Origin of the sequence: Streptosporangium fragile (assembly GCF_039534445.1) — a bacterium.
Taxonomy (GTDB): domain Bacteria; phylum Actinomycetota; class Actinomycetes; order Streptosporangiales; family Streptosporangiaceae; genus Streptosporangium; species Streptosporangium fragile.
Window position 1 is genome coordinate 39,067 of record NZ_BAAAVI010000023.1, and the last position, 23,961, is coordinate 63,027.

20 protein-coding genes and 2 pseudogenes are annotated in these 23,961 nt (G+C 74.6%); 16 read left to right on the forward strand and 6 right to left on the reverse strand.

Annotated features, from left to right (window positions below; translation table 11 throughout):
* Position 1 precedes the first annotated feature (1 nt).
* Positions 2-1,216 (reverse strand): M20 family metallopeptidase, encoded by a 1,215-nt coding sequence (locus ABD841_RS17295; RefSeq protein ID WP_344972605.1) that lies wholly within the window; start codon positions 1,214-1,216, stop codon positions 2-4.
* Positions 1,217-1,574: 358 nt separating this feature from the next.
* Here ABD841_RS17295 and ABD841_RS17300 point away from each other — a divergent pair, with 358 nt between their 5' ends.
* The 10 genes and pseudogenes from ABD841_RS17300 to ABD841_RS17345 all read left to right on the forward strand — a co-directional run bounded on the left by ABD841_RS17300 (position 1,575) and on the right by ABD841_RS17345 (position 10,563).
* Complete coding sequence (locus ABD841_RS17300; protein ID WP_344972607.1) at positions 1,575-3,386, forward strand: ABC transporter substrate-binding protein; 1,812 nt, start codon at positions 1,575-1,577, stop codon at positions 3,384-3,386.
* A 6-nt stretch (positions 3,387-3,392) separates the two neighbouring features.
* The gene (locus ABD841_RS17305; RefSeq protein ID WP_344972609.1) at positions 3,393-4,400 is read left to right on the forward strand and encodes an ABC transporter permease; all 1,008 of its coding nucleotides are present in this window, start codon (positions 3,393-3,395) and stop codon (positions 4,398-4,400) included.
* Between the two features lie 64 nt (positions 4,401-4,464).
* Entirely contained in the window at positions 4,465-5,367 is a 903-nt protein-coding gene (locus tag ABD841_RS17310) for an ABC transporter permease (RefSeq protein WP_344972611.1), read from the forward strand.
* Positions 5,368-5,400: 33 nt separating this feature from the next.
* Positions 5,401-5,931 (forward strand): annotated as a pseudogene (locus ABD841_RS17315) (ATP-binding cassette domain-containing protein); the annotation flags it as partial.
* A gap of 196 nt (positions 5,932-6,127) precedes the next feature.
* Positions 6,128-6,526, forward strand: a complete 399-nt coding sequence (locus tag ABD841_RS17320; protein ID WP_344972745.1) for an oligopeptide/dipeptide ABC transporter ATP-binding protein — start codon at positions 6,128-6,130, stop codon at positions 6,524-6,526.
* An 83-nt stretch (positions 6,527-6,609) separates the two neighbouring features.
* Positions 6,610-7,053, forward strand: a pseudogene (locus ABD841_RS17325) (ATP-binding cassette domain-containing protein); the annotation flags it as partial.
* A gap of 15 nt (positions 7,054-7,068) precedes the next feature.
* Positions 7,069-7,533, forward strand: coding sequence for an oligopeptide/dipeptide ABC transporter ATP-binding protein (locus ABD841_RS17330; protein WP_344972747.1), 465 nt, complete (start codon positions 7,069-7,071; stop codon positions 7,531-7,533).
* Positions 7,530-8,408: a GNAT family N-acetyltransferase gene (locus tag ABD841_RS17335; protein WP_344972613.1), complete on the forward strand. Its 879-nt coding sequence runs from the start codon at positions 7,530-7,532 to the stop codon at positions 8,406-8,408. Before ABD841_RS17330 ends, ABD841_RS17335 begins: the two co-directional genes overlap by 4 nt.
* Before the next feature lie 108 nt (positions 8,409-8,516).
* On the forward strand, positions 8,517-9,437 hold the full coding sequence (gene murQ / locus ABD841_RS17340; protein ID WP_344972615.1) for an N-acetylmuramic acid 6-phosphate etherase: 921 nt from the start codon (positions 8,517-8,519) through the stop codon (positions 9,435-9,437).
* The gene (locus ABD841_RS17345; protein WP_344972616.1) at positions 9,430-10,563 is read left to right on the forward strand and encodes a serine hydrolase domain-containing protein; all 1,134 of its coding nucleotides are present in this window, start codon (positions 9,430-9,432) and stop codon (positions 10,561-10,563) included. The genes murQ and ABD841_RS17345 overlap by 8 nt, the downstream gene beginning before the upstream one ends.
* Before the next feature lie 38 nt (positions 10,564-10,601).
* On the opposite strand, the gene ABD841_RS17350 is transcribed toward ABD841_RS17345, so the two are convergent.
* The 3 genes from ABD841_RS17350 to ABD841_RS17360 form a co-directional block, all read right to left on the reverse strand.
* Entirely contained in the window at positions 10,602-11,039 is a 438-nt protein-coding gene (locus ABD841_RS17350) for a hypothetical protein (protein WP_344972618.1), read from the reverse strand.
* The gene (locus ABD841_RS17355) at positions 11,036-13,609 is read right to left on the reverse strand and encodes a multicopper oxidase domain-containing protein (protein ID WP_344972620.1); all 2,574 of its coding nucleotides are present in this window, start codon (positions 13,607-13,609) and stop codon (positions 11,036-11,038) included. Before ABD841_RS17355 ends, ABD841_RS17350 begins: the two co-directional genes overlap by 4 nt.
* 169 nt (positions 13,610-13,778) lie before the next feature.
* The gene (locus ABD841_RS17360) at positions 13,779-14,267 is read right to left on the reverse strand and encodes a hemerythrin domain-containing protein (protein ID WP_344972622.1); all 489 of its coding nucleotides are present in this window, start codon (positions 14,265-14,267) and stop codon (positions 13,779-13,781) included.
* Positions 14,268-14,574: 307 nt separating this feature from the next.
* Here ABD841_RS17360 and ABD841_RS17365 point away from each other — a divergent pair, with 307 nt between their 5' ends.
* Both ABD841_RS17365 and ABD841_RS17370 read left to right on the forward strand, forming a co-directional pair.
* Positions 14,575-15,072, forward strand: a complete 498-nt coding sequence (locus ABD841_RS17365) for a hypothetical protein (protein ID WP_344972624.1) — start codon at positions 14,575-14,577, stop codon at positions 15,070-15,072.
* Positions 15,073-15,344: 272 nt separating this feature from the next.
* Positions 15,345-16,736 carry a nitronate monooxygenase gene (locus ABD841_RS17370; protein WP_344972625.1) on the forward strand — a complete coding sequence of 464 codons (1,392 nt, stop codon included), beginning with the start codon at positions 15,345-15,347 and terminating at the stop codon, positions 16,734-16,736.
* A 152-nt stretch (positions 16,737-16,888) separates the two neighbouring features.
* Here the strand turns inward: ABD841_RS17370 and ABD841_RS17375 are convergent, their stop codons facing one another.
* Both ABD841_RS17375 and ABD841_RS17380 read right to left on the reverse strand, forming a co-directional pair.
* Positions 16,889-17,788 (reverse strand): MurR/RpiR family transcriptional regulator, encoded by a 900-nt coding sequence (locus tag ABD841_RS17375; RefSeq protein ID WP_344972627.1) that lies wholly within the window; start codon positions 17,786-17,788, stop codon positions 16,889-16,891.
* A 26-nt stretch (positions 17,789-17,814) separates the two neighbouring features.
* Positions 17,815-19,449: a glycoside hydrolase family 3 N-terminal domain-containing protein gene (locus ABD841_RS17380; protein WP_344972629.1), complete on the reverse strand. Its 1,635-nt coding sequence runs from the start codon at positions 19,447-19,449 to the stop codon at positions 17,815-17,817.
* A gap of 206 nt (positions 19,450-19,655) precedes the next feature.
* Between ABD841_RS17380 and ABD841_RS17385 the strand changes: the two genes are divergently transcribed.
* The 4 genes from ABD841_RS17385 to ABD841_RS17400 all read left to right on the forward strand — a co-directional run bounded on the left by ABD841_RS17385 (position 19,656) and on the right by ABD841_RS17400 (position 23,952).
* A complete protein-coding gene (locus ABD841_RS17385) occupies positions 19,656-21,239 on the forward strand; it encodes a glycoside hydrolase family 10-like protein (RefSeq protein WP_344972631.1) in 1,584 nt (527 codons plus the stop codon).
* A 424-nt stretch (positions 21,240-21,663) separates the two neighbouring features.
* Positions 21,664-22,221, forward strand: a complete 558-nt coding sequence (locus ABD841_RS17390) for an NADPH-dependent FMN reductase (RefSeq protein WP_344972632.1) — start codon at positions 21,664-21,666, stop codon at positions 22,219-22,221.
* A 286-nt stretch (positions 22,222-22,507) separates the two neighbouring features.
* A complete protein-coding gene (locus tag ABD841_RS17395; RefSeq protein ID WP_344972634.1) occupies positions 22,508-23,014 on the forward strand; it encodes a hypothetical protein in 507 nt (168 codons plus the stop codon).
* A gap of 62 nt (positions 23,015-23,076) precedes the next feature.
* On the forward strand, positions 23,077-23,952 hold the full coding sequence (locus ABD841_RS17400; protein ID WP_344972636.1) for a diacylglycerol/lipid kinase family protein: 876 nt from the start codon (positions 23,077-23,079) through the stop codon (positions 23,950-23,952).
* Positions 23,953-23,961: the final 9 nt, after the last annotated feature.

Consider the following 23,961-nt stretch of genomic DNA (forward strand, 5'->3'; position numbering starts at 1 on the left):
CTCAACGGAGCACCGCCCGGACCAGGCCGGCCAGCAGCGCCGCCCGGCCGGGCATCTCGGCCACGATCACGTGCTCGCCGTCTGCGTGGGCGCCGCCGCCCACCGCGCCGAGCCCGTCGAGGGTGGGGCAGCCGACTCCGGCGGTGAAGTTGCCGTCGGAGGCTCCGCCCACGCCGGCACCGCGGAGGGGGCCGAGCCCGAGATCGGCGGCGACCCGCCGGGCGAGCGCGAACAGCCCGGCTGACGAGGTCTCCTCCAGGGGAGGGCGGTTCGGGCCGCCCCGGACCTCCAGCCGGGTCCCGGCGAGCCGGGGGGACAGGGCCTTCATCAGGTCGTGCACCCGCTGCTGCGCGGCGAGGGTGGGCACCCGCACGTCCACCGACACGCGGGCCAGCGCGGGCACGGTGTTGACCGTGACCCCGGCCGACAGCACCGTGGGCGTGACGGTGGTCGGCCCCAGGAGGTTCGGCGGGCCGGTCTCCGGCGCCGCTCCGGCGGGCGGTGTCCGCGCCGCCGGGGAGACCGGCCGGGGGGAAGCGGGCAGCCCGTGCGCCGTGCCGGGCGGCGTCTCCACCGCCGTGGGGGGCGGGCCGTCACCGTTCACCCGGTCGGCGATCCCGGCGAGGGCGAGGATCTGGTGGGCCAGTTCGACCCCGGCGTTCGCGCCCTTCTCCGGTTCCAGGCCCGCGTGCGCGGCCCTGCCGTACACGGTGACCTCGTAGGCGGAGGTGCCCTTGCGGGCCGTCTTGAGCGCGCCGCCGTCGGCGCTCGCCTCCAGCACGAACGCGGCGGCGCAGCCGCGCGCCGACTCCTCGATCAGCGCGCGTGAGGACGGCGACCCGACCTCCTCGTCCCCGGTGACCAGCACGCACACCCCGTCCGGCGACGGCAGCGCGGCCAGCGCGTGGAACATCTGGACCAGCCCGGCCTTCATGTCGAACACGCCCGGCCCCCGGGCGATCCCGTCGGCGACCGACCAGGGACGGGTCCGCAGGGAGCCTGTCGGCCAGACCGTGTCGTGGTGGCCGACCAGCAGCACCCTGGGCGGGCCGAAGCTCCACCGCAGGTGGGTGACCCCGTCGATGACGATCGTCTCGGGACGCGCGCCGAGCCGTCTGCGCCCCTGGTCGGCGACCACCCCGGCGCTGCGGGCCACCGCCGCGTGGTCGCCGGAGAACGATTCGCAGACGACGAGCTCCTGCAGGTCCTCAAGCATGGTGTCCAGGCTCACCGCGGCCGCCGGGCGTTCGCGACGGCGCGGTGGTGGGGCTCAACGAGCACGTGTCAGTCCTCCGATGCGTGGTTACCGCGACCGTATGACAGACCACGGGGGAGGGAATTCGTCCGGCTTCCCGAAGAGCGTCGAGGTTGTTCGTGCATTCGGCCAAGGCCGTCCGGCCGGGGCGCCGACGGTGGCCGGTGCGCGGGCGGAGCCGGGAACCGGCGGGCCAATGATGAAGGAAAGTTACAAAGCACTCACGAGGTATGGAGATTATTGACGCATTCGCTCCGGTGCACGTAAGGTCCGGACAACCCGGTTCCCCGGCCCCGGAAGACCCCCCACGGAGCGGTTCATGAAGCGACTAGCAGCGGCACTGGCGTTGCTCGGCCTCGCCGCCGTCACGGCGTGCAGCAGCGGTACGGGAGGCAGGTCCGCCTCGGGCGGCGGCGGTGGCGTCTACACCACGGTCGACGCGATCAAACCGGGCATCGACGTGAACGCGCCGATCAACCCGTACAACCCCAAGGGCAACGCCTTCCGGGGGTTCAACGCCCAGTGGCTCGGGTGGACCAAGAACCACCTCACCGACCCCAACCAGTTCTACCCGGGCGTCGCGGAGAGCTGGGAGATCGCCCCCGACCAGTCCTCGATCACCATCAGGCTGCACCCGGACGGCAAGTGGTCCGACGGCAGGCCGATCACCGCCGAGGACGTGAAGTTCTCCATCGGCCTGGCCTACACCCAGGGCGGCACCGCCTACGCCCTCGACCCCGCGGCGGCCGGCGCGGCCTCCGACATCGAGATCGTGGACGACAGGACCATCAAGATCACCCAGGCGGCGGAGAACCCGAGCGTCACCTTCGTCCGCGGCGTGATGGAGACCTTCGTCGTCCCGGCGCACGTCTGGACCGGCGTGCTGCCCGCGGACTTCTGGGAGAAGGTCAAGGTGGCGCGGAGCGACGCCCCGGAGGCCGAGGCGGCGCGGGCCGAGATCACCGGCCTCGCCGGGAAGGTCATCGCCTTCTCCCCGCCCAAGGACGTCTCCGCCGGGCCGTTCGTCCTGGAACGCGTCAACCCCGGCGAGGCGCTGCTGGTCAAGAACAAGCACTTCCACAACGCCGCCAACGTCGCCCCCGACCAGGTGCGCATCCTCAACTACACCGGCAACGAGCAGATCTGGAACTACCTGATCGCCGGCAGGCTGGACAACGCGCCGTTCACCGCGGTCCCGGCCGACGTGATGAAGCGCATCACCCGGACCCCCGGCAACGCCGTCGTCAGGGGCTACTCGCCGGTCGGCAACGCGCTGGCGTTCAACCAGTCCAGGAAGCCCTACGACAACGTGCACGTCCGCCGGGCGCTGGCCCACCTCATCGACCGTGAGCAGGTCACCAAGATCGCCTCACCGGAGGGCGGCACCGCCTCGGTCACCACCTCCGGCCTGCACCAGAAGGCCGCCGCGGCGTGGCTGGGCGACGACTTCACCGCCCTGGAGCCCTACGGGGTCGACGCCGCCAAGGCCGAGGAGGAGCTGAAGGCCGCCGGCATGAGGAAGGAGGGCGGCACCTGGGCGATGCCCGACGGCTCGCCCTGGAAGATGACCATCCACGTGCCCGCGCCGTTCTCCGACTGGCTCGCCGGCGCCAAGGCGATCACCAGCCAGCTCAACGACGCCGGCATCGACGCCGAGGTCGTCACCACCGCCGACTACCCCCTCTACCTGGAGGAGCTGGCGGCCGGCAAGTACGACGCAGGGTTCTGGCTGGTCGCGCTCGGCCCCGCGCCGTACAACATCTACCAGCGCCTGTACGGCACCCCGAACGGCTGGCAGCTCTTCGGCGGCAAGCTCAAGCACGTCGCCCCCGGCAAGGAGGGCAACTGGATGGGCGGCGCCGAGACCATCGAGGTGGAGGGCGTCGGCAAGGTCAACCCCGGTGAGCTGACGGTCAAGCTCAACTCCGCTCCCGAGGCGGAGCAGAAGGAGATCATCGCCACCCTCGCCAAGGCCGCCAACAAGGACCTGCCGGTCATCCAGCTCTGGGACTACGTCAACACCCAGTTCGTCAACACCTCGCGATTCACCGGCTTCCCGGAGAACGAGAGCGACGCGCTGCGCCTGACCTCCGGCGTCTGGATCCAGCTCGGCATGGTCAAGAAGAAGTAGCGGCCCATGGCGCTCATCGCACGGCGGCTCGCGGGCCACCTGGCCCGCGGGCTCGTCATGATCCTCGTGGTGACCACGATCAGTTTCGTGATCATCAGGAACGTCCCCGGCGACCCCCTGCTCGCCCGCTACGAGAAGCTGGTCGAGCAGGGCATGGCGCCCGACCAGGCCGAGCGCGCCACCGCGGCGCTGTACGGCTTCATGCCCAGCGGCACCCTGTGGGAGCAGTACGCCGACTACATGACCGGCCTGTTCCGCCTCGACCTCGGCCAGTCGTCGAGCACCCCCGGCACCCCGGTCACCACCCTGCTCGCCTCGGCGGCCACCTGGACGGTCCTGCCCGTCCTGGCCGGCACCCTGCTCAGCTTCCTGGCCGGCGTCATCATGGGCGTCTACGCCGCCATCAGGCGGTCCGGCCCGCTGGGCGACCTGCTGGCCATCTCGGGCTCGCTCCTGCACGGCCTGCCGCAGTACGTCCTCGCGCTGCTGCTGAGCGCGACGTTCGCCACCCTGCTACCGATCTTCCCGGGGAGCGGCACCGCCGACATCATGATCGAGCCGGGCTTCGGCGCCGCCTACATCGGCTCGCTGATCGAGTACGCCACGCTGCCGGTGCTGACCTACGCGCTGGCGGGCTACGGGGGCTGGATCCTGGCCATGAAGTCGAGCGTGGTGACCGTGCTGGGCGACGACTTCATCCTGGCCGCCGAGCTGCGCGGCCTCACGCGCGGGATCATCTTCCGCTATGTGGCCCGCAACGCGATCCTGCCGCTCTTCACCATCCTGGCGCTCTCGCTGGGCCTGCTCTTCGGCGGCGCGATCTTCATCGAGCGGATCTTCACCTACCCGGGGCTGGGCCTGCTGCTCTTCAACAGCATCGCCGACCGCGACTACGCGCTGATGGGCGGGGCCTTCCTGCTGATCACCGCGGCGATCGTGGTCGCCAACATCGCCGCGGACATGCTCTACACCGTGATCGACCCCCGGGTCCGCTCCGGAGAGGAGGCGCCGTGACCGGGCGAAGCGGAGGGATCGGCGGGCACGGCACCCCGGTCACGCGGCCGGCGAAGGAGGTCACATGAGCGAGCCGGTGGTCGCCGCGGGCGGGACCCGCGCGACGCTGCGACGCAACTTCTGGCGCGGCGTCTGGCGGGTCCTGCGCCGCAAGCCCAGCCGGATGCTGGGCGTGGTCATCCTGGCCGGTTTCGCGGTCATGGGCGCCGTCGGGCCGCTGCTCTACCCCGAGCGGCTGCCGCGCGACGACGACGCGCTCTACGCCCCGCCGAGCTGGGAGCACCCCTTCGGCACCGACTTCGAGGGCACCGACGTGCTCGCCCTGGTGATCACCGGTTCCCGGTACGTCCTGCTGACCGCCCTGGTCACCGCCGTCATCACGGTCGTCCTCGGCACCGGCGTCGGGCTGCTCGCCGGGTTCAGGCGCGGGCGCTGGGACACCGTCCTCATGCGGATCACCGACATGAAGCTGACCATCCCCGGTCTGCCGTTGCTGCTGGTCCTGTCGACCGTCTGGACGTTCACCGGCGCGTTCGAGATGGGGCTCGTGCTCGGGCTCCTGGGCTGGGGCGGCGTGGCACGCGCCGTCCGGGCGCAGACCCTCTCGCTGCGCGAGCGCGGCTTCATCGAGGCGGCCAGAGGGCTCGGCCTGTCCACCACCCACATCGTCGGCAGGGAACTGCTGCCCGGCATGGCCCCCTTCATCGCGATGAACATGCTCATCGCGGTGACCGGCGCGGTCTACGCGCAGGTGGGCCTGTTCTTCCTGGGCGTCCTGCCGTTCGACGCCAACAACTGGGGCGTGATGCTCAACCTCGCCGTGTTCGGCGGCGGCGCGCTGACGACGACCGCCGCGCTGCCGTACATGATGGCCCCGCTCCTGGCGATCATGCTGCTCACCCTGGGCATCGTCCTCGTCGTCGACGCCATGGACGAGATCTTCAACCCCCGGCTGCGGGAGGAGTGACGGGTGTCCGTATCCCCTGGATCCCCCGATTCCGTGTCTCCGGAGTTCCCGGACACGACGCCCGCGGCGGAACGCCGGGCACCGGGCGTACGCGTCAGCGGGCTGACCGTCGTCTATCGCACGCCCGCCGGAGAGCTTCCCGCCGTCTCCGGGATCGATCTGGAGCTCCCGGCCGGGACGATCACCGGTCTGGTCGGCGAGTCCGGTTCCGGCAAGTCCACCCTGGCGCTGTCACTGCTCAACGCGGTGCAGCCGCCCGGCAGGATCAGCGCGGGCAGCGTCGAGGTCGACGGTCTCGGCGACGTCGTGAAGCTGGGCGGCGAGGAGCTGCGCCGGGCGCGGGGACGGCACATCGGATACGTCTTCCAGGCCGCGCAGAACTCCCTCAACCCCCTCAAGACGGTCGGCAAGCAGCTGCTCGACCTCGGCCGCTCCCACCAGGTCAGGGACCTGCGCGCCCTGGTCGGGGAGGCCAGGGACCTGCTCGGCCGGATGGGCCTGGACGGCGCCCGGGTGCTCGACTCCTACCAGCACGAGCTGTCGGGTGGCATGCGCCAGCGGGTGGGCATCATGCTCGCGCTCGTCCTCAACGCCCACCTCGTCGTGCTGGACGAGCCGACGACCGCGCTCGACATGATCACCCAGGCCACGATCCTCCGGATCGTCCGCGAGGTCCACCGGGAGCGCGGGCTCACCACGCTCGTCATCACCCACGACCTCGGCGTGGTCGCCGAGGCCGCCCGCCGACCGGGTCGCCGTCATGTACGCCGGGCGGGTGCTGGAGCAGGGGCCGACCGCCGAGGTGCTCGGCGCGCCCCGCCACCCCTACACCCGGGGCCTGATCCGGGCCATCCCGCGCCTGGTCGGCGACCTCGGCGAGACCCGGGCGCTGCCCGGCCGCCCGCCGACGCTCGGGACGATCCCGGCGCGGGGATGCGTCTTCGCGGAGCGCTGCGACCTGCGCATGGACGTGTGCGAGGCGGAGGAGCCGCCGGCCGTCTCCCGCGGCGGGCGGATCGTGGCCTGCCACGCCGACGGCCCGCCGGCCGGCCCGGACCCCGGGCCGGCCGGGACCGCGCGGCCGGGGCATCCGGTCGCGGCCGTACCGGGAGGACACGGGCCCGCCGGGGTAGAGGACATGGGGGAGGAACGGGCGTGATCACGGGGCAGGCAATCACGAAGACCTTCCGGCAGCGGGGCGGCGTGCTCGGCGGGCGGGAGGTCACGGCACTGCGCGGCGTCGACTTCGCCGTCCCGAAGGGCGGGGCGGTCTCGTTCATCGGCGAGTCGGGCTGCGGCAAGACGACGCTGGGGCGGATCGCCGCGGGGCTGGAGAGCCACGACTCCGGGGAGATCACCATCGACGGCGTCCCCATGTCGTCGCTGCGCCCGCGGCGGCGCCGGCCGTACTTCCGCCGGATCCAGCTCATCCACCAGGACCCGTACTCGGCGCTCAACCCGACCCGCACGATCCACCAGACGCTCGACGCGCCGCTGGCGCTGCGGGCCCGGCAGACCGGCCGCCCGCGGTCGTGGACCGACGAGCGTGCCGAGGAACTGCTCGGCCTGGTCGGGCTCGACCCCGGCTACGTGCTGCCCCGCTACCCGCACCAGCTCTCCGGCGGCATGCGCCAGCGGGTCGTCATCGCCCGCGCGCTCACCGTCGACCCCGAGATGCTCGTCGCGGACGAGGCCGTCTCCATGATCGACGTATCGCTCCGGCTGGGGATCCTGTCCCTGCTGAAGGATCTGCGCGAGCGGCTCGGCGTGGGCGTGCTGTTCATCACCCACGACGTGGCCACCGCCCGGTACATCGGCGGCGACGGCGAGCTGTACGTCATCTACCGGGGCCAGGTCGTCGAACGTGGTCCGGTGGAGACGGTCATCTCGGCGCCGGTCCACCCCTACACCCAGGCGCTGCTCTCGGCCATCCCCGTGCTGCACGGGCTGGAGCGGCCCGGCGAGCAGCGGGTGGTGCCGACCGAGGCGCTCGACGAGAGCCGCCCCGACGACGGCTGCCTGTTCGCGCGGCGCTGCCCGTTCCGCACCGGCCGGTGCGAGTCGGAGCGCCCCGTTCTCGGCCACGCCGGGGAGACGCCCCAGGAGCACGCCTGCTTCCACCCCGAACGCCGCAGCGTCGTCGCCACCCCGATGGGGGCGCCGTGAACCCGCGGGCCGGGATCCGCGAGGCCGCCGCGGCCGACGGGCCGGCCCTCGCCGGGCTGGCGCGGGCCGCGCTCACCCTGGACGCGGCCGAGGCGCCGGACCTGGTCGCCCGGCTCGCCGGGCCGCCGGGGGAGCGGCGCTGGACCGCGCTCGTGACGGGCGATCTCGACGGCGTGGCGTTCGCCTCCCTGTCGGCGCGCGACCCGTCCGTGGGCCACGTCGACCTGCTCGCGGTCCATCCCACGGCCCGGGGCGCGGGACTCGGCCCCTCGCTGGTCGCCGCGGCCGAGGAGTGGCTGCGCGGCCGGGGGGCCACCGAGGCGCGTTTCGCCGGCAACCCGCCCTGTTACGCCTGGCCCGGCGTCGACGTGCGCGCCACCCCGGCGGCCTGCCTGGTCGAGAGCCTGGGCTACGAGCGTTACGACGTCGCCTGGAACATGACCGCCGACCTCACCGGCGATCTGTCCACCGGCGCGGACGTCGCGCGGCTGGCCCGGTCGGGCGTCACCGTGCACGCGGCCGGTCCTGGAGAGCGCGGCGCCCTGCTGCCCTTCATCAGGGAGCACTGGAACGGCAACTGGGCGTGGGAGGCGGAACAGGCGACCGGCTGCCAGTACGCCCTCCGGGAGGGGGAGATCCTCGGCTTCGCCGCGTGGGGCGCGCGACCCGCCTGGTTCGGCCCGATGGGCACCGCGCCGGCCGCCCGGGGCCTGGGCGTCGGCCGGGTGCTCCTGCGCCGCTGCCTGTCCGAGCAGCGGGCCGCGGGCATGACGAGCGCGCAGATCGGCTGGGTGGGGCCGCTGCGCTTCTACTCCCGGGCCGTGGGGGCGCGCGCCGAGCGGGTCTTCTGGCTCTACCGCCGCGGCCTCACATGACGGCCCGGACGGGCGGCCGTCCGGGCGACCGGGACGCGCGGCCCCCCGATATAAGAAGATTATTTACTTTTCAGATAAGAGATATGAAGATTAGCGACATGGGGCGACATGATTGATCCACTCGCCGGCCTGTCCACGGAGCAGAGCGACCCCCGCTACAGCCAGATCGACCGGCTCTCGACCGAGCAGGTGGCCCGGCTGATGAACGCGGCGGACGCCACGGTTCCGGGGGCGGTGGCCAGGGCGATCCCGGAGATCTCGGCCGCGGTCGACGCCGTCGTCGCACGGATGAGGGCGGGCGGCCGCCTGATCTACGTGGGAGCCGGCACGTCGGGACGGCTGGCGGTGCTGGACGCGTCCGAGTGCCCGCCGACGTTCGGCACCGACCCCGAACTGGTGCAGGGCGTCATCGCGGGCGGGGAGCCCGCGCTGACCCGCTCGGTGGAGGGCGCCGAGGACGACCGCCCCGGGGGAGCCGCCGCCATGGCCGAGCGGGGGGTGGGCGCCCGCGACGCGGTGGTGGGCGTCTCCGCCAGCGGCCGGGCGCCGTTCGTGCTCGGCGCGCTCACCGAGGCCAGCCGCCGCGACGCCTTGACCGTGGGGCTGTCGTGCAACGCCGGCACCCCGCTCTCGGCGGCGGTGCTGCACCCGATCGAGGTGATCGTCGGTCCCGAGGTGGTGACCGGCTCCACCAGGCTGAAGGCGGGCACCGCGCAGAAGCTGGTCCTCAACATGATCTCCACGATCGCCATGGTCAGGCTGGGCCGGACCTACGGCAACGCCATGATCGAGGTGTCGGCGATGAACTCCAAGCTGGCCGACCGGGCCGCCCGGATGGTCAGCGACATCACCGGCACCGACCTCTCCGTCGCCCGCCCCGCGCTGGAGGCCGCCGGGTGGCAGGTGAAGGTCGCCGTGCTGATGGTCGAGCGCGGCCTCGACGCGGACGGCGCGCGGGCCCTGCTGGAACGCCACGGCGACCGCCTGGAGGCGGCCCTGGCGGCGGCGGGGAGAGTCCCCGGTGCCTGAACCCCCCGGCGCCGTCCCCGGCCCCGTACGCGATCCGGATCCGCGCCCGGGGGACGGGGGCGGGTCCCGCCTCGCGGGAATCCTGGCGGCGGCGGTGCCGCGCGTGTGCTCGGCGGCGGTCGCCGTGATCTCGGCGGGCGGGACCACGGTGGCCGCCGCGGCGGTGGGGGAGGCCGTGCGCTACGCGGCGGCCCCGGAGGAACCGGCCGAGGACCGGCCGCCGGCGACCCGCGACTCGATCTTCGACCTCGCCTCGGTCACCAAGCTCTTCACGACCGTCGTCATCCTGTCACTCGCCGAGGAGGGGCGCCTCGAACTGGACGAGCCCGTCGCCGCCCGGCTGCCCGCCTGCTACGGTGGCGCCCCCGAGGCCACCCTGCGGCACCTGCTCACCCACACCGCGGGCCTGCCCCCCGGCCGCAGGGCCCACGAGGAGATCCCCGGGGACGGCCCCGCCGTCCACGCGGCGCGCCTGGAGCGGATCCTCTCCACCCCGCCGCTCGGCCCCGCCGGGGAGCGCTACCTCTACTCGGACGTCGGGCTGATCACGGCGGGCCGGGTGGCGGAGATCGCCGGGCAGGCGCCCCTGGACGAGCTTGTCCGCGCCCGTGTCACCGCCCCGCTCGGCCTGTCCGCCACCGGCTACCGCCCCGGCCCGTCCCTGCTGCCGCGGATCGTCGCGACCGAGCACAAGCCCGAGCGCCCGGGGACCGGGTGCGTCCGCGGCGAGGTCCACGACGAGACCGCGCACGGCCTGGGCGGGGTCGCCGGGCACGCCGGAATCTTCGCCACCGCCGACGACCTGGTCCGCTTCGCGGAGGCTCTGCGCACCGGAGGCGCCCCGATCCTGCGGCCCGGCACGGTCGCCGAGCTCACCCGCGACCACGGCGTCCGGGGCGCCGCCTTCCGCCACGGCCTGGGCGTGCGCATCGGCGACCCGGCGATCGTCGGCCCGCTCGCCGACGCCTACGGCCACTCCGGCTTCACCGGCACCTCGCTCGTCGTCGACCCCGGACGCGCCCTCACCGTCGTCCTGCTGACCAACAACGTCCACCCCCTGCGCGGCCGCCCGGGCATCCGCGACCTCCGCCACGCCGTCGCCGCCGAGGCCCTGCGCCTGTCCTGACCGGGTACGGCCCCGCGCCCGGGGGGGAGCGGGGCGGCTCAGGTGGCGGGCAGCGCGGCGGCGAGGAGGACGATCCCGACCGAGCCGACGAGGGAGGCCACCGCCATCGCCCGCGCGAAGGCCGGGCGGCCGCGGCCCGTCGCCCATCCGTGCAGGCCCGCGGCGGCCATGACCGCGCAGAACAGCCCGAGCTTGGCGGCGAGGACGCGGCCGTAGCCGGGCTCGGCCAGCGAGGCCCAGGTGACGCCCTTGTGCCAGGCGATGGCCACGCCGGTGCCGAGCTGGACCGGCAGGAACACCGCTCCGGTGAACACGCCGAACCGGCGGCCCCCCCCGCGCGCCCTCGGGGCGCGGCGTCCGGCGCCCAGCAGGCGGCGGGCCGCCGGCAGCACCACCAGCGAGACCGTGAGCTGCCCGCCGACCCACAGCGCCGCCGAGAGCACGTGCAGGAAACGGACCACCGACCACCAGGTCATCGCGCGCCCACCACGAAGATCCCGTGGGCGCCGGCCTCGGCGCGGCGCATGGCGTGGTCCACCAGGGGGTAACGGCCCGGCTCGGGGAACTCCAGCTCGGCGAAGCCGCCCTGGGCGGGGGCCAGGTCCAGCACCTGCGCGCCGCCGGGGCCGCCCTTCCTCAGCATGTAGGCACCCTCCTTGTAGACCGTGTCGAACGGGACACCCACCACGTGGAGCGCCGTTCCCGAACTCGGCCCGGCGGCCACCGCCCAGATCCGTACCCGCTCGCCGGTCCGGGCCGTCAACGGGGCGTGATCATAGCCCGCCGCGGTGCCGTTGAACATCCACCCGTCCGGGCGGCCCTCGCGGATCTTGGCGACCTGGGCCTCGTCGCCGGGCCGCCCGAGGTGGAGCTCGCCCTGCACCAGCAGGTACTCCCGGTCCACCCGCGGCAGGTCCGGCGGATCGACGACCACCGCGCCGTACATGCCGTTCGCGATGTGCTGGGTCATCGGCATCGTCGAGCAGTGGTACAGCCACGCCCCCGCGAAGTCCGCCCGGAACCGGTAGGTCAGCCGTTCACCGGGTCCGATCGTGCGCATCGGCCCGTCGGGCGCCACCGCGCCGGCGTGGAAGTCGAGGCCGTGCCCCATCGTGCCGGTGTTGACGAACGTCACCGTGAACACGTCGCCCACCCTGCCGCGCAGCGTCGGCCCGGGCACGGTCCCGTTGAACGTCCACATGCGCTGCCGCACACCGGGGGCCACCTCCAGGTCCACCTCGGCCGCCCGGATCTCGATCCGGTGCTCCGTGCCGCCGGGAGCCGGGCGCAGCGTCGCGTCATACGGCTTCCACCCCGGTGACATCGGCGCGGCGACATCCAGCCGGGCGGGACCTCCGGAGCTGTGCGCGCCCGCGTCCGGCCGGGCCGCCGCCTCCGTCCCGGCCCCCGCGCCCGTCCCCGCGGGCACGACGCGCATCGTCATGCCCGCGGCCCGGTGCCCGGCCACGGTGCACCAGCCGTCGACCGCCTCGCCGAGCGGGCCGAGTTCCAGCGTGGCGCTCTCACCCGGGCCGAGCGGCGGGGTGCGCTCGCCGGTCGAGAGCCGCAGGTCGTGCCGCTGGGCGTCCTTGTTGACGACGCGGAGCGTCAGGACCGTGCCCGGGGCCGCCTCGATCACGCCGGGCCGGATCGTCATCCCGGTCAGGGTCACCTCCACCGTCTGCCGGGCGCCCGAGGCGACGACGGCCGGGGCGGACCCCGGGCCGCCGGACATCGCGACCGCGACCGCCGCGGCGGTGAGCAGGCAGCCCGCGGCCGTCCCGGTGAGCGCGGGCGACATCGGGCGCGCCCGGAGCAGGAGGGCCGCGGCCAGGACGACGAACGCCGCCGCCGCGGCCAGGACGAGGACCCAGCCCAGCAGGCCGAGCGGCGCCGGCACCGGCAGGGCCAGCAGCGGCACCCCGAGGTTGACCGCCGCGAGCCGGACCGGCCAGCCGCGTCCGAGCAGCGCCGTGTTCTCCTTGAACCGGGCGGGGCCGCCGCCCAGCACCGCGGGCAGCAGATGCGACAGCGAGCCGAGCAGCACCTGCCCGACGAAGCCGACGAGCAGCAGCGGCAGCAACGGCTCCAGCGCGTGGCCGACCTCCCCCGGCGGGCGGGTGATCACGATCACCACATCGGCGACGAGCGCGACCTCGAACCAGACGACACCCGCTCCGAGCATCCAGGCCGCCCCGGTGCGCGGGCGGCGGCGGCGCAGCGTCTCGGCCAGCGGCGCCAGCGCCACGGCCACGGCGGCCGCGTAGACCACCAGCCCGCCGGCGGCCGGCGCGCGCAGGGCCAGCAGCAGGCCGAGCACGGCCAGGGCGAGTCCGGGCACCGCCAGCCGCAGCGCCACCAGGGAGGCCCGGCGGGTCAGAGCGGACACCCGGGTCCGCAGGACCGTCGGCCACAGCGTGAACAGCGTGCCGAGTACGGTCAGGCCCACCCAGCCGAGCAGGTTCACCTCGGCGTGCGCGGCGTGCAGGCGCTCGTGCACGGGGGCGGAGACGGCGGGGGCGGCGGCCAGGCCGGCGACGACGCCGCCGACCGCGAGCGCGTCGACCGCGGCGACGTACCAGGGGACGACGTGGCCGAACCGGCCCGGCAGCGCCCGCCGGGCCAGCCGGACCAGGACGGCCGCGTGCCAGACGACCGCCGCCACGACCGTCCCCGCCCCGGCCGCCGCGATCCACCACGGCCCCGCGGCCACGCCGTACAACGCGGCCACCGCTCCGGCGTTGAGCAGCGCGAGCCGGGTGACGCTCCAGCGCGGCTCGGGGGCCGGCGCCCGCAGCAGCGCCACGGCGAAGTGCTCACTCCAGATCAGGACGGCGGTGGTGACGGCGCCGAGCAGGAAGACGTGGATCAGCAACCATCGGGGCGCGGGCAGCTCGCCCTGGGCGAGCGCGGCCAGGACCGTCAGGACCAGCCAGCCCACCACGACCGCGTTCGCCCGCAGGTGCCATCGCGCGCGGCGGCGGGGCGGCGCGCCGGACGGCTTCGCCTGCGGCCGGGGACCGATCGTCACCTCGACCGGGGGCATCGGGGTCACCTTCCTATCGGTTTGTACGGCTTGTGCAGCTTCCTGGACTGTCCGGCCTGTGCGGTCCGTGTGACTTGTCCGGCCTGTCTGGGCGGACGCGCACCGTCGGGCATCGGCCGGGCGGCTTCGGCGTGCGCCGGGGATGATGGTTCCGGCTCCTGCCCGGTTCCTACCGTCCGGCCGCCCGTCGCTCCGGCGTGATGCGGTCCCAGGCGGGGATCGGCAGCATGACGGCCGCCGCCGGGAACAGCCCGTGCTCTTCCTTGTCGATGTGCCGGCGCAGCCGCCGCAGCGCCGCCAGCACGGCGGGCCAGTCCGGCGCCGCGCGGTCGACCGTGCCGAGCACCCCGTGGATGTCGCCGTGCTCGGCGCAGAGCCGGTCCACCTCCTCGGCCAGCGACCCCTCGGCGCGCAGTTCGGCGAAGAGCCCGCTCTCCTCGGTGGCGGTGTGCGGGACCAGCAGGGCGAGGAGCTCCTCCAGGAGCGGCACGGCGTCGCCGTACCGGCCCTCACCGATGGCGCGGCGGAGCGAACCGGCCGTCTCCTCGATCTCGCCGTGCTCCTCGGTGAGCCGGCCGATCAACGGGAACTCCCGGCACCCGCAGTAGTTGCACATCCACGACTCCTCGACGCCGACATGGGGCTCCAGGATCGTCACCGGAGACTCCGCGCGACAGGGTCCAGGTGCTTGGCGGGATAGGGCCGTTGGTCCCTTCCCGGGAGCCGGCCCCTTCCGGGGAGCCGACGCTTTCCCGGGCTCCCCGTCCCGGGCTTCTCTTCCGGGGCTTCTCTTTCCGGGGGCGGGACACCGGTGCCGGGGGACGCGACCGCGCCACCGCGAGGGAGCGGTGAGGACTTTCAGCCCGGACACCGGGGACGAGGGACCCTGTGCGGTGCCCGGCCGCGGATCCCAGGCTCGACCGGAGGCCCGAGCGAGCGGGCCTTTTCCCGTCAGAGGAGGACAGATGAGTGACATGCGCGGGCTGACCGTGGCGCTGCTGGGCGCGGTCGGCGTCGCCATGCTGGCGGCCGGTCCCGTCATGGTGGTCCGCGGCAAGGAGGGCCGGGACGAGATCCGGGACGAGCTTCGCCGCCAGACGATCACCTTTCCGGACAAGGGGCTGCCCGCCGGGCTCACCCCGTACGCAGGCCGGCCGGTGACGACCGGGCCGCAGGCCAGAGCGTACGCCCAGGTGATCGGCGACAACGTGCGGCAGGCCACGGGAGGGCGGACCTACTCCGAGATCAGCGCCGAGTTCATGGCCGCGGGCGGCGAGGACGAGAACCTGGCGGCGCTGCGCCAGACCGCCTTCATGGGCGAGACGCTGCGCGCCTCGCTGATGGGTTCCTACCAGGCATGGCAGCTCACCTCGCTCGTCATCGGCCTGGGCGCGCTGCTGACGGGGGCGGGGGCCGCCTTCGTCGCCGCCGGCGCGGCGCTCGCCTCCGGCGACGACCGGTGACAGTGCCGGGACGTGGCCGTAAGACCCTCCTGTTCGGGACTTTGGTCACTGGATACCGCGGATCTCCGGTCACTTGAATCCCATAGGCGTTCAGATCCCGACGGAGCCCCGGCGCTCCACGGCCCAGGAGGGTGTTTCCTTGGCGATCCCCGATGAGTTCACCTGCGTCTTCCGCGAGGAGCGCGGGGAGACCCGCGACCTGCCCGTCCGGGCCGGCACGGTCCGGGGCCGACGTGTCTGAGGCCGGGCTCCCGTTCCTCATCCAGGGTGGGATGGGAGTCGGCGTGTCCGGGTGGCGGCTGGCGCGGGCCGTCGCCCGGACCGGACAACTCGGCGTGGTGTCCGGGACGGCGCTGGACCTCGTGCTGGCCAGGCGGTTGCAGCACGGTGACCCGGGTGGCCACCTGCGCCGGGCGCTGGCGCACTTCCCGGTCCCCGAGGTCGCCGAGCGGGTCCTGGCCCGGTTCTTCGTGCCCGGGGGTGCCGGCCCCGGCCTGCCGTACCGGCCGGTGCCCCGGCTCGGCCTGCGCCCGCACCGCGCCCGGGACGAGCTCACCGTGGTCGCCAACTTCGCCGAGGTGTTCCTCGCCCGGGAAGGGCACGACGGTCCGATCGGGGTCAACTACCTGGAGAAGATCCAGATGGCCACGCCCGCCGCCGTCTACGGGGCGATGCTCGCCGGGGTCGACTACGTGCTGATGGGCGCGGGCATCCCCTCGGAGATCCCCCGGCTGCTCGACGCGCTCGCGGCGCACCGGCCGGCGGAGATATCGGTCACGGTGGCCGAGGCCGCCGCCGGAGACCGCCACACCGTCGGCGTCGACCCGGTGGCGCTGCTCGGCCGTACGCCCGGCCCGCTCCGGCGGCCCCGGCTGCTGGCCATCGTCTCCTCCCACGTCCTGGCCGCCTACCTCGCCCGTTCCCCGGAGACCCGGCCGGACGGGTTCGTGCTGGAGTCGCCGACGGCGGGCGGGCACAGCGCGCCGCCCAGGGGCAGGATGCGTCTCGACCCCGCCGGCGAGCCGGTTTACGGACCGCGCGACCAGGCCGACACCGGCAAGGTCGCGGCGCTCGGCCTGCCGTTCTGGCTGGCCGGGGGGTACGGCACCCCGGAAGGGCTGGCGCGGGCGCGGGCGGCCGGGGCGGCCGGGATCCAGGTCGGGTCGGCCTTCGCGCTGTGCCGGGAGTCGGGACTGGACGCCACGCTCAGGCGCCGCCTTCTCGCGCGCGCCGCCGGCGGCGCCCTGGTGGTCCGCAACGACCCGCACGCCTCCCCGGCCGGCTTCCCCTTCAAGATCGCTGACCTGTCCGGCACCCTGTCGGATCCGGACGTCCACGCCGACCGCCCCCGCCTGTGCGACCTGGGCCACCTGCGCACGCCGTACCGCAAGGACGACGGGACGGTCGGCTACCGCTGCCCCGCCGAGCCGGTCGGCACCTACGTCCGCAAGGGCCGTCCCGCCGAGGAGACCCTGGGGCGCCGCTGCCTGTGCAACGGGCTGCTCGCCGCCATCGGTCTCGGGCAGCACCGCCCGGACGGCTACCGGGAACCCCCGCTGCTCACCCTCGGCCAGGACCTCGGGTTCCTCGACGGGCTGCCGGACGACTACTCCGCGGCGGACGTCGTCGACCACCTTCTCTCCGCGGTCGCGCGGACGCCCTGACCCGCGGTCGCGCGGACGCCCCGCCCCGGACGCGCTCACGACCCGGCACCGGGACCGCGCATCCGGCCGGACCTCGGCTCTCGAGGGGGCGGGGGCTCCCGGCGCCGCAGGACCGGTGGCCGCCCGCGCGTGACCGGCGGGCGGTCACCGTGTCATGACGACTTGGGGCGGCGGCGGGCCTCGCCGAGGAAGTCGTCGAGGGCGGAGCGGGTCGCCCGCAGGGCGGCGTCGGACGTGTCGAAGGTGCGCTGGGCGATGCCGACGAAGATGCAGTCGACGATCAGGAGCTGGCTGATTCGGCTGGCCAGCGCGCCGGGACGGAAGGCCGTCTCCCGGCCCGCCGAGATCAGGACATGGTCCGACAACTCGGCCAGGGACGAGCGGGGGTTGTTGGTGATCGCGACCGTGGTGGCCCCCGCCTTGGCCGCGACCCGCATCGGCTCCAGCACGTCGGGGGTCTCGCCCGTGCAGCTCACGCCTACCGCGACGTCGCCCTCCCGGACCAGGGCCGCGCTGGTGAGGGCCAGGTGGACGTCGGTGAAGGCGTGGCCCGACAGGCCGATCCGCAGCAGTTTCTGCGCCATGTCGGCCGCCACGAGCCCGGAGGCGGCGACCCCGTAGACGTCGACCTTGCGCGCCCCGGCGATCGCCTCCACCACCGCGTCCAGCCGGTCGGGGTTGAGCTGCGCCGCGGTGTCGGCCAGCGCCTCGGACTCGGCCCGGGTCACCTTCGCGATCACGTCGACCAGCGGGTCGTCGGGGCCCAGGTCGCCGGGGACCAGACGCTCGGGCTCCTCCCGGGCCACCGCGGCGGCCAGGGCGAAACGCAGCTGGGAGTAGCCGGCGAAGCCGAGGGCGCGGGCGGTGCGCACGATCGTGGCCTCGCTCGTGCCGGAGAGTGCGCTGAACTCGGTGATGGTGCTGCGGGCCACCATGCCGGGGTCGTCGAGGATGAGACGGGCGATGGCCTGGGCCGCGGGGGTCAGCGAGGGCAGGACCGCCCGCACGGTGGCCACCAGATTCGCGGGCGTGGGGCCGTCGTGGTCGTTCATGGGGCACCTCTCGTGTCGGAATCAGCCTATTGGCCCGCGGTCAGCCGGTGCGCTACGGCGCGGGCCGAGGCCCGGGAAATCCCGTTCGTGGTCACGTACACGGCTCCGGTGGGCTCACCGGGCAGCCCGGTCTCGACCACGACGGCGTCGGGGCGCAGCCCGACGGCCCGCGCCAGCAGGTCCACGACCCACGCGTGGCGCCGCGCGTCGTGGACCACCAGCACGAGGGGGCGCTCGCGGTCGGTGACGTCGGGAAGCTCGGCCGCCTCGGCGGTGACGGTGTGCGCGACGGTGCCCGGTAGCAGCTCCGCCAGGGCGGCGGCGATCCCGGCCGGGGTGGCGGGGCCGACCGCCGGGTTCGGCGGCGGGGCGATGTCCACCACCAGCGGCGCCCCCGCCAGCACGGCGCTCCCGGCCGCCGCGGCACGCGGGAGGGCCTGCGGGCTTCCGGGCCGGGGGAGCTGCCGGGCTCCGGCGGAGCGGCCCACCGCGGCGGGTACGGGAGCCGGCGCCGGCGCGGACGGGCCGGGCGGCGGGGGAGGGGTGCGGTCTTCGGCGACGGCCACCACGCGCATGGCCGCCCTGGCGGCCTCCAGTCCGATGTCCGTGCCTCCGCCGGGGGTGTCCCGCGGATCGCCCGCCGCCCGCGCCGGGGCGCCGGCGGCGTACCAGGCGGACAGCGCGAGCACGCGCGAGGCGGCCTCGGCCAGGCGCTCCTCGGGGAGCCTGCCGTCTCGCACGGCGTCCACGATGGCGTCGCGCAGCGCGTAGACGCTCTCGCCGCCCGGCGAGGACACCCCGGCGCAGACCGCGTCCGCCCCGGCGGCCAGGGCGCGGACCGCGATCTCGCCGGGTGGGTGGAGCGCGGCGACGGCGCGCATCTCGATGGCGTCGGTGACCAGCACGCCGTCGAAGCCCAGCTCCTCGCGGAGCAGCCCGGTCAGGACGCGCCGGCTCAGCGTCGCCGGGACGTCCGGGTCGAGGGCGGGCACCAGCAGGTGGCCACACATGATCGCCCGGACCCCGGCGCCGATGGCGGTGCGGAACGGGGGCAGGTCGCGCTCGGCGAGGGTCTCGCGGGAGGCGTGCACGGTCGGCAGGGCGTGGTGGGAGTCGGTGACGGTGTCGCCGTGGCCGGGGAAGTGCTTGGCGCAGGCGGCCACGCCGGCGCTCTGCAGGCCGGAGATCCAGGCTGCGGTGTGCCGGGAGACGAGCTCGGGCTCGGGCCCGAAGGAACGGACGCCGATCACCGGATTGGCCGGGTCGGCGTTGACGTCGGCCACCGGCGCGTAGTCGAGGGTGATGTCGGCCGCGGCGAGGAGGCGGCCGATCTCGCGGGCCACCAGCCAGGTCCGCTCCACGTCGTCGCCGACGCCCAGCGCCCGGTTGCCCGGCCACGAGCTGCCGGTGACGGCCTCCAGGCGGGTGACCGCCCCGCCCTCCTCGTCCACCGCGATCACCACGGCGGGGTTCTCCGCGCGCAGCGTGGCGACGAGCTCGGCCGCCCGCGCCGGGCCGGTGAGGTTGCGGGCGAACAGCACGGTCCCGCCGAGCCCCTCGGCGAGCGCCCGGCGCAGCCAGTCGGGGGGCGCGGTGCCGTCGAAGCCCGGCTGGAGGACGGTCATGGCCAGCCGGGCCAGGTCGGGGCTGCGGTGGGGCATTCGGTCACCTTCTCGCTCGCTGGGGACGTCTCACGGCAGGTTACACATCGAGGACATTTTTCTTCATCATCATTGCCTCGAAAGTAGCTTTCTGCCATCCTCGCGGTCGAGACCCCGTGACCGGCCTCGTCTCTCCTCCCGACGGCGCCCGGCCCGCGCCCTCCCACCGCGACGGCCGGAGGCTGAACCACCCCCTTGGAGCCCGCATGACCTCACCCAGCCGGCGCACCGTCCTGCGCGGCCTCGCCCTCGCCGCGGCGGCCACCGCCGGGCCGCTGTCCGCCTCCTCCGCCGCGTCCGCGTCCACCCCCGCCGGAGCCCCCGCCATCCGCTCCGCGGCCCCGTCCGGAGACGCGCCGCTCCGCCAGATGCGCGGCATGTGGATCGCCTCGGTCGTCAACATCAACTGGCCCTCGAAGACCGGGCTCACCGCAGACCAGCAGAAGGCGGAGTACCTCGCCTGGCTGGATCTCGCGGTCGCCCGCAAGCTGAACTCGGTGTTCGTGCAGGTGCGGCCCACCGCCGACGCCTTCTGGCCCTCCCCGTACGAGCCGTGGTCGCAGTACCTGACCGGCGTCCAGGGCCGGGACCCCGGCTACGACCCGCTGGCCTTCCTCGTGGCGGAGACGCACCGGCGGGGTCTGGCCTTCCACGCGTGGTTCAACCCCTACCGCGTGTCCATGCAGGCCGACCCGGCCGGGCTCCACCCCGACCACCCGGCCCGCAGGCACCCCGACTGGATCGTCTCCTACGGCGGCAAGCTCTACTACAACCCGGGCATGCCCGAGGTCCGCGCGTTCGTGCAGGACGCCATGATGGACGCGGTCACCCGGTACGACATCGACGGCCTGCACTTCGACGACTACTTCTACCCGGTCAACACCACCGCCTTCGACGACAGCGCGGCCTACGCCGCGTACGGCGCCGGCTTCCCCGACCTCGCCGCCTGGCGGCGCAACAACGTCGACCTGCTCGTGCGGGAGATGCAGGAGCGGGTGCGCCGGGCCAAGCCGGAGATCGCGTGGGGCATCAGCCCCTCCGGCATCTGGCGCAACAAGGCCACCGACCCCCTGGGCTCGGAGACGAGCGGCAGCCAGTCGTACGACAACCTGCACGCCGACACCCGCGGCTGGGTCAGGAAGGGCTGGCTCGACTACATCGCGCCGCAGCTCTACTGGTACATCGGCCAGTCCAACGCCGACTACGCCAAGCTGGTCCCCTGGTGGTCCGACGTGGCGGCGGGCACCGGCACGCAGCTGTGGATCGGCCAGGCGGCCTACAAGGCCGGCGCGTCCGGGCAGCCCGCCCAGTGGTTCCAGCCGGACGAGCTCACCCGGCACCTGACCCTCAACCGGGACCACCCGGAGGTCGGCGGTGACATCTGGTACAACGCCGGCGATGTCCGCGACGACCGGATCGGCTCGATCAGCGCCGTCGTGGCCGGCCACTACACCCGTCCCGCGCTGCCCCCGCTGCTGCCCAGGCTCGCGGCGGGCCGGGCCCCGCGCCGCCCGGTGATCCCGTCGGCGCGCAGGGTGGACGGCGGCGTCGAGCTGCGCGTGCTCGCCACGGGCGAGGACGTCCCGTTCCAGTACGCGATCTTCCGGCTCGACCGCGGAGCCCGGGCCGAGGACCTCGCCGACGCCCGCAACCTGGTCGCCGTCGTGCCGGCCCGACGCCACCTGCGCTGGGTGGATCCGGCGGGCACCCGGGGTGCCCGCTACTACGTGATGGCCGTCGACCGGGCCGCCCGGCTGAGCCCGCCCAGCGCCGGCCGCCGCGTGCGGTGACGACCGCCGGGGCACGGCGCGAGAACCGTTCCCGCGCCACGCCATAGCGCGGAAACGGTTCCCGTTCCCCGGGCACTCGCCGCGCTTGGCGGAGAATTCACCGGCTCTTGGAAAAACGCTCTCCGAGATCACGTTCGTTCTTCCTTTCCGAGGGCACGTCCGGGATGTGATGGAGCGTGAGGCCTGGCGGCGCCACCGCAGCCGTGTTGACCTGCGAGGACGTGGACACCGTCGTAGATCTCGGAGCCGGGGCGGCAGGAGCGGTTCCGGCGGAGGGCCTCCCGCGATGGACCACGGCAGCGCCGTGTAGCGGTTTTTCGGTGAATCGGAGGGGCTTTCGCGCTGCCGGCCGCGGTTGCGGGACCGAAGCGGCGAGGCCTCCTATGTTCGACGTCGCGACCTCGCGACAGGGATGGGGCCGGGAATGAAGATCGTTGGAATCGCGGGCAGCCTTCGTCAGGGTGCTTACGTTCGCAGGCTGCTGGAGGCGATGTCGCGGGAGCTGCCCGCGACGGCGGAGCTCGTGATCTGGGAGGGCCTGGACCAGGTGCCGCCCCTGACGGACGGTGCGCTCCCGCGTCCGGTGGACGAGCTGTACCACACCCTCGCCGCGGCGGACGGCATGCTGGTCACGGCGCCGGGGCACAGCTCACTGCCGGCCCAGCTGGGCCACGCCCTCGACTGGGTGGCCTCCCGCCGCGCCGGCGCGGTCCTCGTGGGCAAGCCCGTGGGCCTGGTCACCGCCTGCTCGCGCGCTCACGAGGCGACGTGGACCCAGATCCAGCTGGGCCGCGCGCTCGGCGCGACGGGCGCCGTCGTGTACGGCGCGGAGATCGTGGTCACCCCTGCCCCGAGCCACTTCGACGCCGACGGCAGGCTCACCGACCCGGTCTGCCGCGCCAAGATCCGTCACGTGCTGGAGGAGGTGTCCTCGCGCTCCATGGCCAGGTCTCGTGTGAACTCCGCCCTGTCCCACACGTGAGAGCCGCCCCGCGTGCCCGGTACCCGGGTACCGGGCCCGCGGGGTTCCGGGCGCGACCGGCACCGCGCACCGGGACGGCACAGGCCGGCGCCACCAAGGCGCCGGCCTTTTCCGTGCGCGGCGCCCGCGGATTCACCCGCCCCCGCGCGGGCGGGCAGAGGTCGGCCGGGGCCGCGAGCGCGGCTACGCCTACTCCCGCCCCCGCGCTCCGGTGGGCGGAGGTCGGCCCCGCCGCAGGCAACCGCGGTGCCGTGCGGTACGAAGACAGGGAGAGAGGGAGGCCGCCATGGGGAACACGAACCAGGAGTCGGCGCTTCGTGCCCTCGGCGCCGCGCTCGACCTGCACGCCCCGATGGTCCGCCACAGCCTCAAGGCGTTCCCCGAAGGGGAGCCGTTCCTGCGGCTGCGCGTCCCCGGCGCGGGCGGCGCGACCGTCTTCGTCCACGCGCGCCAGTGGATCTGCCTCAGTGAGCCGGAACCCGGCGGGGTGGCCGGCCAGCTGACGGCCGGGCAGGTCGACGACGACCCCGCCCTGGTCGTGGGCCGGCTGATGTCCGTCATGGCGCCGGTCCGCGGGCGCCGCGGCGTCCTGCCGCGCGTGCTGAAGGCCGCCGCGGTCGGCGGCCTCGCGGCCGCGGGCGTGGGCCTGCTGTGCGCGGTGATCATGGCGGTCCTCGTCGTCGGCAACGGCCACCTCGACGACACGACGACCGCGGTCGTGTACACCCTGGCCGTGCTGCTGGGCCTCGGCTCCGGTCTCTGGGTGGCCCTGCGCGTGTGGCGGCTGGGCTGAGGCCCGCGTGATCGCGGTCCCCGTGGGCAGGGACCGTACAGGCGATCACGTGGAGGAGCGACATGGCCGAGCTGCTGGCGATCTGCAACGAGGGCGCGGGAGGCGCCGGCGACCGGGCCAGGGCCGCGGCCGTCGACACGCTCCGCGCCGGTGGCGCCGACGTGGTCGAGGCGCCCGTCGGTGAGAAGGACCTCGGCGAGATGCTCGACGCCCACCGCGACCATGACGTGGTGGTGCTGGGCGGCGACGGAACCCTGCACGTGGTGGTCACCGCCCTGCACCGCCGCGGCGAGCTGGCCGCCCGCACGGTGGGGCTCGTCCCGCTGGGCACCGGCAATGACTTCGCCCGGGGGCTGGGTCTCCCGCTCGACCCCGAGGTGGCCGCTCGCGTCGTGCTCGCCGGGCGGTCCACACCGCTCGACCTCCTGGTGGACGACGAGGGCGGGGTCGTCGTCAACGCGGTCCACCTCGGGGTGGGGGCCGAGGCGTCCGAGCAGGCCGCGCCCCTCAAGCCGAGGCTCGGCCGGCTCGCCTACCCGGCCGGCGCGCTGCTCGCCGGCGTGCGGAGCCCCGGGTGGCGGTTGCGCGTCACGGTGGACAGCCGGGCGCACGCCGACGGGCGGCCGGTGCTCATGGCCGGCGTCGGCAACGGCGTCACCATCGGCGGCGGTACCCCGCTGACCCCCCGGGCCAGGCCCGACGACGGCATGGTCGACGTCGTCGTCGCGCTGACCACCGGCCCGCTGGAGCGGCTGGCCTACGCCCTGCGCCTGCGCCGGGGCACCCACCCCGGCCTGCGCGACGTGGTCACCGCGCGCGGCCGCGAGGTGGCCGTGGCGGGCGAGCCCGTCCCGGTGAACGCCGACGGCGAGCTGACCGGCCGCACGGCCCGCCGCCGCTGGACGGTCATGCCCGCCGCCTGGCGCATGTTCACCTGATCACCCGCA

Excerpts from the sequence above, each read along its gene's own strand:
- ABD841_RS17395 (WP_344972634.1), top strand. The coding sequence starts at position 22,508 with ATGGGGAACACGAACCAGGAGTCGGCGCTTCGTGCCCTCGGCGCCGCG.
- ABD841_RS17350 (WP_344972618.1), bottom strand. The coding sequence starts at position 11,039 with ATGACCTGGTGGTCGGTGGTCCGTTTCCTGCACGTGCTCTCGGCGGCG.
- ABD841_RS17375 (WP_344972627.1), bottom strand. The coding sequence starts at position 17,788 with ATGAACGACCACGACGGCCCCACGCCCGCGAATCTGGTGGCCACCGTG.
- ABD841_RS17310 (WP_344972611.1), top strand. The coding sequence starts at position 4,465 with ATGAGCGAGCCGGTGGTCGCCGCGGGCGGGACCCGCGCGACGCTGCGA.
- ABD841_RS17365 (WP_344972624.1), top strand. The coding sequence starts at position 14,575 with ATGAGTGACATGCGCGGGCTGACCGTGGCGCTGCTGGGCGCGGTCGGC.
- murQ (WP_344972615.1), top strand. The coding sequence starts at position 8,517 with ATGATTGATCCACTCGCCGGCCTGTCCACGGAGCAGAGCGACCCCCGC.
- ABD841_RS17300 (WP_344972607.1), top strand. The coding sequence starts at position 1,575 with ATGAAGCGACTAGCAGCGGCACTGGCGTTGCTCGGCCTCGCCGCCGTC.
- ABD841_RS17295 (WP_344972605.1), bottom strand. The coding sequence starts at position 1,216 with ATGCTTGAGGACCTGCAGGAGCTCGTCGTCTGCGAATCGTTCTCCGGC.
- ABD841_RS17330 (WP_344972747.1), top strand. The coding sequence starts at position 7,069 with ATGATCGACGTATCGCTCCGGCTGGGGATCCTGTCCCTGCTGAAGGAT.
- ABD841_RS17385 (WP_344972631.1), top strand. The coding sequence starts at position 19,656 with ATGACCTCACCCAGCCGGCGCACCGTCCTGCGCGGCCTCGCCCTCGCC.
- ABD841_RS17320 (WP_344972745.1), top strand. The coding sequence starts at position 6,128 with ATGTACGCCGGGCGGGTGCTGGAGCAGGGGCCGACCGCCGAGGTGCTC.
- ABD841_RS17400 (WP_344972636.1), top strand. The coding sequence starts at position 23,077 with ATGGCCGAGCTGCTGGCGATCTGCAACGAGGGCGCGGGAGGCGCCGGC.
- ABD841_RS17390 (WP_344972632.1), top strand. The coding sequence starts at position 21,664 with ATGAAGATCGTTGGAATCGCGGGCAGCCTTCGTCAGGGTGCTTACGTT.
- ABD841_RS17380 (WP_344972629.1), bottom strand. The coding sequence starts at position 19,449 with ATGCCCCACCGCAGCCCCGACCTGGCCCGGCTGGCCATGACCGTCCTC.
- ABD841_RS17305 (WP_344972609.1), top strand. The coding sequence starts at position 3,393 with ATGGCGCTCATCGCACGGCGGCTCGCGGGCCACCTGGCCCGCGGGCTC.
- ABD841_RS17370 (WP_344972625.1), top strand. The coding sequence starts at position 15,345 with ATGGGAGTCGGCGTGTCCGGGTGGCGGCTGGCGCGGGCCGTCGCCCGG.
- ABD841_RS17355 (WP_344972620.1), bottom strand. The coding sequence starts at position 13,609 with ATGCCCCCGGTCGAGGTGACGATCGGTCCCCGGCCGCAGGCGAAGCCG.